Here is a 7,854-nt window from a genome sequence, read left to right as displayed (position 1 = left end):
TCCAGGCCGAGGCTGCTGTTACCGCGGCCAAGGTTGCCATCAAGACAGCCCAGGACAACCTGGAGAAGGCCCAGAATCCATACATAGAATCGGACATTGCCCAGGCCGAGGCTGCTGTTACTGCGGCCAAGGTTGCCATCAAGACAGCCCAGGACAACCTGGAGAAGGCCCACAATCCCTACACAGACTCGGACATTGTCCAGGCCGAGGCTGCTGTTATTGCGGCCAAGGTTGCCATCAAGACAGCCCAGGACAACCTGGAGAAGGCCCAGAATCCCTACACCGAATCGGACATGGCCCAGGCTGAGGCTGCTGTTACTGCGGCCAGGGTTGCCATCAGGACAGCCCAGGACAGCCTGGAGAAGGCCCGGAACCCCTACACAGAGTCGGACATTGCCCAGGCCGAGGCCGCTGTTACTGCGGCCAGGGTTGCCATCAAGACAGCCCAGGACAGCCTGGAGAAGGCCCAGAGTCCCTACACCGAATCGGACATTGCCCAGGCCGAGGCCGCTGTTACTGCGGCCAGGGTTGCCATCAAGACAGCCCAGGACAGCCTGGAGAAGGCCCGGAACCCCTACACAGACTCAGACATTGTCCAGGCCGAGGCTGCTGTTACCACGGCCGAGGTCGCCGTCAGGGCGGCCCAGGATAGCTGGTGGCAGGCTCTGATAAAGTCGGAGGCTGACCCGGAAAACCCGCAGAAGCTTCTGGACCTGGAGCAGAAGCAAACACAACTGGCTGTTGCCCGGGCCAACCTTGCCAGGGCCGAGGAGACCCTGGCCGAGATGAAGGCGGGTGCCGACCCCCTGGACATAGAGCAGAAGCAGAAGCAGGTAGCTGTTGCGCAGACTGGCCTTGCCAGGGCCGAGGAGACCCTGGCCGAGATGAAGAGGGGCCCTGACCCTCTGGACATAGAGCAGAAGCAGAGACAGGTAGCTGTTGCGCAGACCGGCCTTGCCAGGGCAGAGGAGACCCTGGCCGAGATGAAGAGGGGCCCCGACCCCCTGGACATAGAGCAGAAGCAGAGACAGGTGGCTGTTGCGCAGACCGGCCTTGCCAGGGCCGAGGAGACCCTGGCCGAGACGAAGGCGGGCCCCGACCCTCTAGACATCGAGCAGAAGCAGAAGCAGGTAGCTGTTGCGCAGACCGGGCTTGCCAGGGCAGAGGAGACGCTGGTCGATATGAAGGCGGGTGCCGACCCTCTGGATGTGGCATTGAAGCAACTGGACGCAACCAGTGCCCAGGCTGCCCTGGATGATACACTGAAGAAGCTGGAAATGAGCACGGTGGTGGCTCCCTTCGGAGGAATAGTGGCTTCGGTCAACATTGAGGCTGGGCAGACGGTGAACGCCAATACGGTGGCCATGGAGCTGGTGGACCCCTCAGTTATTGAAGTGAGCGCCATTCTGGGTGAGTTTGATGTTTCCCAGGTAAAAGAGGGGCAAAAGGTGGTAGTATCTCTCGACGCTTTGCCGGACCTCGAGCTTTCCGGGGAAGTGTCCGCTATATCGGTCGTTGGCAAGACCCAGTCTGGGGTAGTCTCATACCCAGTGACCATCCGGGTAACTCCGCCCTCAGGGGTGCAGCTCAGGGAGGGGATGAGCGCCATAGCCACCATCATGGTGCAGGAGGCCAACAACGTCCTGGTTATCCCCAGTGAGGCCATTGGCGGGACCACCAACAACCCGACGGTAAGGGTGATGGTCAATGGCGAGAGCCAAACGAGAACGGTCAAGCTTGGGGTCAGCGACGGCGTGTCCACCGAGGTGTTGTCCGGGCTCCAGGAGGGGGATGAGGTAGTCGTTCAGGTTGCCACCGCTGGCACCACCCGGCAGGGCTCAACGGGAGGCTTTCAGGTATTCGGAGGGGGTGGACCGCCGGGCGGCGGTTTCCCCAGGGACTAGAAGAGCATGATTGAACTTGAGGACATCGTCAAGACCTACCAAATGGGCCAGATACAGGTCCAGGCCGTGCGGAACGTAAGCTTGCGCATCGAAACGGGAGAGATGGTGGCCATAATGGGCCCGTCAGGCTCCGGGAAGTCTACCTTGATGAACATCATAGGCTGTCTGGATACCCCTACCTCCGGGAGCTACTTCCTCGATGGGGCGCAGGTGAGCCGGCTCTCCGACTCGCAGCTAGCCGAGGTCAGGAATAGGAAGATCGGCTTTGTCTTTCAGACCTTTAACCTCCTTCGCCGCACTTCGGCCCTGGCCAATGTAGAGCTGCCCCTGCTCTACGGGAACGGGAGCAATCGCAGGAAGAGGGCGCTGGAGGCCCTGGAGAGGGTGGGCCTGGCGCAGCGCGCCCGGCACCGGCCCAGCGAGCTTTCGGGGGGCGAGCAGCAGAGGGTGGCCATCGCCCGCTCTCTGGTCAATAACCCCTCCATCATCCTTGCCGATGAGCCCACAGGCAACCTGGACAGCCGCTCGAGCCAGGAGATCATGGATATTCTTGAGGGTCTCAACAGGGATGACGGGATTACCATTGTGCTGGTGACCCACGAACCGGACATAGCGGACCGCACGCGGCGCATTATCCTCATCAGGGATGGTCAGATTGTTGATGAGCGGTGGGTGATACAAGGTGGGGCAGGAGGCTCAGCGCCCTCCAGGAAGGTGAGCCCATGAACGCGCCGCAGACATTACGCACTGCTTCCGGGGCCCTTGTGGCCAACAAGATGCGTTCTTCCCTTACGGTGCTGGGCGTCATCATCGGGGTAACGGCAGTCATATCGCTGATGTCCATAGGCAGGGGCTCTCAGGCAGCCATAACCTCCAGAATCGAGTCCCTGGGCACCAATCTACTCTTCGTTCGCCCCGGCGCAAGCTCCGAGGCAGGGGCCAGGGGGGCGCAGGGGAGCGCCGTCAGCTTGACCCTGGAGGATGCGGAGGCCCTGGCCGACCCCGCTCTGGCTCCGTCGGTGGCCGGTGTGGCCCCTGAGGTTCAGACCTTCGCCCAGGCGATAGCTGGCCGAAACAATACCCGCACCCAGGTCGTGGGCGTGACCCCGGGATACCAGTTCGTACGCAACTTTCCAGTGGCTGAGGGGAACTTCATCTCCACCTCCAACGTGCAGAGCAGGTCAATGGTGGTAGTCCTGGGTAGCAATGTAGCAGAGACCCTGTTCGGACAGGTGAGCGCTGTAGGCCAGTCCATCAGAATAAGCGGGCTCCAGTTCAAGGTGATAGGGGTGCTAAAGAGCAAGGGCGGCACTGGCTTTGGCAATGCGGATGATGTGGTTCTCGCCCCCATCACCACCGTGCAGGCCCGCCTGTTCCGCCAGCGGACTGCTGCTGGAGCGCAAAATGTCCAGACCATCAATGTGCAGGCGGTGAGCGCCAAGGAGACCGATAACGCCATTCAGCAGATAAGCGCCATCCTGAGACAGCGCCACCGCATCGTCGTGGGCGAGGACGATTTCACCATCACCAGCCAGCAGGAGACTATAACGGCCCTGCAGGAATCCACCCAGGTATGGGTTGTCTTCCTGGGGGCTATCGCTGGTATATCCCTCCTGGTTGGTGGCATCGGCATCATGAACATCATGCTGGTGTCCGTCACCGAGCGCACCCGGGAGATCGGCGTCCGCAAGGCAGTGGGGGCCAAACGGAGGGATATCCTGCTCCAGTTCCTGGTAGAAGCTGCTTTGTTAAGCCTGACTGGTGGAGGCTTTGGGGTGCTTGTGGGCTGGGGAGTCTCCCACTTTGTCTCAGGACTGAACCTGGGCGGTCAGGCGATCACGACGGTGGTATCTGCGGACATAGTCATCCTGGCGGTATCCGTTTCGGCTGCCATTGGGATACTCTTCGGCCTCTACCCGGCCTACAGGGCTGCCCGCCTCAATCCTATAGAGGCATTGCGCTATGAATGAGGAGGTGTACCCGTGAAACAAAACGCCTTTGTTATCTGGCTGGCGGTGGTAGTCGTCCTGGGGGGGGTGCTGGGAGGGGCTTTCGCCGGGGGCATTGCCATCGGCAAGAGCCAGGGCAGGGAACAGGCTACCCAGGAGCTACAGAGCCAGCGCAGTCAGCTCGCAGCCGGCCTCGGCCAGAGAGGCACCCAACAGGGCACGCCTCAGCCTGGACAGGGCACGCCTCAGCCCGGCTCATCCTTTCCCGGAGGCCTGGGTGGGTTTGCTGGCAGGGGGGGAACCGTGGGGGCGGTAGAGAAGATTGAGGGCAATGTGGTGACTCTCAACACACCCCAGGGTGCTGTTCGCGTCATGGTTGACGGCAGCACTTCCATCCAGAAGATGGGCGCAGGCAGCCTCGGGGACATCTCCGCAGGTGAGAGTATCACGGTCTCAGGGGAACGCCAGGCCGATGGCTCTATCCAGGCCACGGGTATCCTCATAACGCCAGTTCTGGGGTCTCAGTAACGGAAAGGAGCAGGAAGATGAGGTTAGTGAAAGGGAAGCTTCTTTCCGCGGTCGCGATGGTTGCGCTCCTGCTGACAGTGGCAACAGGCTACATGTGGGTCAGCCCGGGGGCGGCCCTCCCCCTGAGCAGGGCCTCGGCGGCGACCGCCCTCTACGATGAAAACACCGTTGTATCCATTTATGACAGCGCCAGCCCGGCAGTGGTGGAAGTCAAGGTGACCCAGCAGGGGAGTGGTTTTCGCGGCTGGTCTCTACAGGAGGGGCAGGGCTCCGGCTTCCTGGTAGATAGCCAGGGGCACATCCTCACTAACAACCATGTCGTCGTTGGAGTGTCGAGTATCCAGGTTGTACTGAAGGGCGGGAATACCGTTGACGCCAAAGTGGTTGGCACCGACTCGGCTGACGACCTGGCCCTGCTCAGCGTCGACCCTTCATCGGTATCAGGAATTGCCCCGCTTCAGCTTGGCGACTCCAGCGCCGTAAAGCCCGGACAGATGGCGATAGCCCTGGGTAGCCCCTTTGGTCTGGACGGCTCTATCACTGTGGGGGTTATCAGTGGCCTGAACCGCAGTCTTGGCGGCAGCAGCATGACAGGGATGTTGCAGACCGACGCCGCGATATACCCGGGGAACTCGGGCGGACCGCTGCTGGATTCCCAGGGCATGGTGGTTGGCATCATTACAGCGATTGAAACGGGCGCGGGCGCCGGCGGCATCGGCTTCGCCGTACCTTCAAACGTGGCTACCAGGGCCTTGCCTTCCCTGATGGCTGGTGAGCAGGTAGCCCGTCCCTGGCTGGGTATCAGCGGCGCAGCCCTGACCCCGTCAGTCGCCAGCGGCCTGGGTCTTTCTGTAAGCCAGGGCGTCTACGTGGTGGCCGTCGTACCGAACAGTCCCGCGGAGAAGGCAGGACTTAAAGGTGGCGGCACCGACGCCAGCGGAAGGCTGGCTTTGGGTGGGGACATAATCAGGGCAGTAGACGGCCGCTCTGTAGGGAGTGTGGAAGACCTGGTGAGCTATTTCAGTACAAGGAAGGCCGGGGATAAGGTCACCCTGAGTGTGGTCCGCGATGGCGGAACCCTTGAGGTCACCGCTACTCTGGGGGTCAGGCCCTAGAAGCTGCCTCCCGGGGAAGAACCCGAGATGGTCTCCTGGGCGACGGGTGGACAGGGCTGGTGGGGATCAGGGGGAAGGCTTGATTGTGTTCATCAGGCCCAGGGCCTGCTTCAGGTCTATATCTCCGGTGTAGAGGGCGCGGCCGATGATGGCCCCCTCCACCCCCAGTGCCCGGAGCTTCCCAAGGTGCTCCAGGCGGGAGATGCCCCCCGAGGCCAGGACGGGGAGGTGGGTGGTGGAGAGGAGGTCTCTTATGGCCGGAAAGTTGGGGCGGGTGAGGGTGCCGTCCCGCTCAACATCGGTGTAGATGAAACGCCCCACCCCCAGGGCTGCCATCGCCTCAAGGAGCCGGGAGGCCTCCACCTCTGTCCTCTTTTGCCAGCCGTGAGTGGCTACATACCCCCGCCGGGCGTCCAGGCCTACGACAATCCGGCCGGGGAAAAGCTGGCACGCCCGGGCCACCAGGTCCGGCTCCTCCACTGCCGAGGTGCCCAGGATGGCCCTCTCCACCCCCAGCCCCAGCGCCCTATCAATGTCATCTATCTGGCGCAGGCCGCCGCCGAACTGGAGGGCTAGGGGAAAGGCCCGGGCTATCCCTTCCAGGGCGGGGAGATTCTCCGGCCGGCCTCTTTCCGCCCCGTCCAGGTCAACAACGTGAAGCCTTTTGGCCCCCAGGGCAAAGAAGCGCCGGGCCACATCCACCGGGTCGGGGGAGAAGACCGTCTCCCGGGAGAAGTCCCCCTTAAATAGGCGGACACACCTCCCGCCCCGGATATCTATGGCTGGTATTACCTGCATAAGGTAGATTATAGCAAAAGAAGGCAGCCGGCTGGGGCACCGCTGCCGTTGGCCGGGTATTTTCTGCCTGGGATAATGGGCAGGCCTGACCAGGACCAGAGGGGCAAACAGCCAGCCCTGGCGTAAACTTCCCAACCCCTTGCCTTTTTGGGCCGGAAAACCCGACGGGGTGGGTGGGGGGAAGGGGCCGGCTGGGGCCTTGGGTGGGGGAGGGGAGGGCGTAGAGTGGACAGTGTGGCAGAGCCCCTATACCTGTATGGCCTGGTCCACCACAAGGGCCCCCTTTCCCTGGACGCGGCCGGGATGCAGGGCAGGGAGGTCTTTTCCATCTCCTACCTGGATCTGGCCTTCCTGGCCAGCGCCTCCCCCAGGGAGAAACATGAGCCGCTTCCCGAGCATGTGGCCTGCCATAATAGGGTACTGGAGGGGGTGCTGGCGATGGGCCTCACACCCCTCCCCGTCCGCTTTGGCACCATGGCACCTCCTGGCAAGGTGAGCCCGGAAGAGAAGGTGCTCCAGCTCCTGCGCCGCCATTTTGGTCAGTTCCGCCGTCTCCTCTATTCCATTGAGGACCGGATTGAGATGAGGCTTAGCGTCTGCTGGCGGGAGCTACCCTTCGAACAGGTCCTGGCCCAGGATGAAGGCTTGAGGGCCTTCAGGGACCAGGTCCTCGCCGTGGCTGGTGGCTATGCCGGCCAGGTGGAGCTGGGGAGGAGGGTGGCCGGGGTCCTGGACGGGCTGCGGGAGGCCAGGGCCCAGGAGATGCTGGCCCGGCTCCGCCCCCTGGCGGCCGATATGCGCCGCCACCCCATCTGTCTGGAGCAGACGGTCCTGGACTGCGCCTTTCTGATTCCCTGGGAAAACCGGGCGCCTTTTGAGGCCCAGGTGGAAGACCTGGGCCTGCTCTATCACGAGATGGATTTCCGCTTCATCGGCCCCGTCCCGCCCTTCAGTTTTGTGGAGCTGGTCATCCCGTGGGAGGAGGAATAACCGGGCTTCCTCTGGGTAATCCATATTGCCCCCGAGCACTCTGGTACGTCTCAGGATGCGCCATGTCGACCTGTTGTTGTACGCACGTGATAGTTTCCGTCTGCCAACAACATCCTTCAAGCTCAAGGAGGTAGCGGGGCACTTTGGGTTTCAATGGCGGCATCCCGACCTCAGGAGTATCTTGATCCCGCTGTATTACCGGGAATATGTCCGAACGCCAAAGAAGAACAGAGAGGCGAGAAGCAACACTGGAACGCAGCTTCTTGATACAACCACGACGACTTGGAAGCTACCCTGTGTGTTTGGAGCGCGCTTCAGTCAATTGTAAGGGAAGGAAGACAGTAGCGTCCGGGCCTGCTGCGGGCAATATCCTTCTCTACTAGAGTCTCCTCGTTCATACCACCTCCTCCGCGGTACGAAAGCTGTGCCTTGAGGTGGTCCCCAAAATTCGGACAGGTGGTTAAGAGCGGGTTCTGCTCCTAGAATAGGCGAATAGGAGGAGCAGGACATGAAACAGAGCCGCAGGAAGCACAGCCCATCGTTCAAGGCCAGGGTGGCCCTGGAAGCCCT

Annotated in this window: 8 protein-coding genes; 7 read left to right on the top strand and 1 reads right to left on the bottom strand. The window is 61.9% G+C overall.

From position 1 onward, the window contains the following. The 5 genes from KJ624_07090 to KJ624_07070 form a co-directional block, all read left to right on the top strand. The coding region (locus KJ624_07090) for an efflux RND transporter periplasmic adaptor subunit (GenBank protein ID MBU2009580.1) at window positions 1–1,904 on the top strand (1,904 nt) is incomplete at its 5' end. Window positions 1,905–1,910: 6 nt separating this feature from the next. After that, window positions 1,911–2,630, top strand: coding sequence for an ABC transporter ATP-binding protein (locus tag KJ624_07085; protein ID MBU2009579.1), 720 nt, complete (start codon window positions 1,911–1,913; stop codon window positions 2,628–2,630). After that, window positions 2,627–3,874, top strand: a complete 1,248-nt coding sequence (locus KJ624_07080; GenBank protein MBU2009578.1) for an ABC transporter permease — start codon at window positions 2,627–2,629, stop codon at window positions 3,872–3,874. The genes KJ624_07085 and KJ624_07080 overlap by 4 nt, the downstream gene beginning before the upstream one ends. Before the next feature lie 12 nt (window positions 3,875–3,886). Then, on the top strand, window positions 3,887–4,381 hold the full coding sequence (locus KJ624_07075; GenBank protein ID MBU2009577.1) for a hypothetical protein: 495 nt from the start codon (window positions 3,887–3,889) through the stop codon (window positions 4,379–4,381). Window positions 4,382–4,398: 17 nt separating this feature from the next. Continuing rightward, entirely contained in the window at window positions 4,399–5,496 is a 1,098-nt protein-coding gene (locus KJ624_07070; protein MBU2009576.1) for a trypsin-like peptidase domain-containing protein, read from the top strand. Window positions 5,497–5,562: 66 nt separating this feature from the next. Here KJ624_07070 and hisA read toward each other — a convergent pair whose 3' ends face one another. Beyond that, the gene (hisA, locus tag KJ624_07065; protein MBU2009575.1) at window positions 5,563–6,294 is read right to left on the bottom strand and encodes a 1-(5-phosphoribosyl)-5-[(5-phosphoribosylamino)methylideneamino]imidazole-4-carboxamide isomerase; all 732 of its coding nucleotides are present in this window, start codon (window positions 6,292–6,294) and stop codon (window positions 5,563–5,565) included. 234 nt (window positions 6,295–6,528) lie between these two features. On the opposite strand from hisA, the gene KJ624_07060 reads away from it, so the two are divergent. After that, the gene (locus KJ624_07060) at window positions 6,529–7,284 is read left to right on the top strand and encodes a GvpL/GvpF family gas vesicle protein (protein ID MBU2009574.1); all 756 of its coding nucleotides are present in this window, start codon (window positions 6,529–6,531) and stop codon (window positions 7,282–7,284) included. A gap of 55 nt (window positions 7,285–7,339) precedes the next feature. Next, window positions 7,340–7,612, top strand: a complete 273-nt coding sequence (locus KJ624_07055) for a ribonuclease H-like domain-containing protein (protein MBU2009573.1) — start codon at window positions 7,340–7,342, stop codon at window positions 7,610–7,612. Window positions 7,613–7,854 lie beyond the last annotated feature (242 nt).

It is taken from the genome of Chloroflexota bacterium, assembly GCA_018825785.1.
GTDB lineage: Bacteria > Chloroflexota > Dehalococcoidia > JACVQG01 > JAHKAY01 > JAHKAY01.
This window is presented reverse-complemented; position numbering and strand designations above follow the sequence as displayed.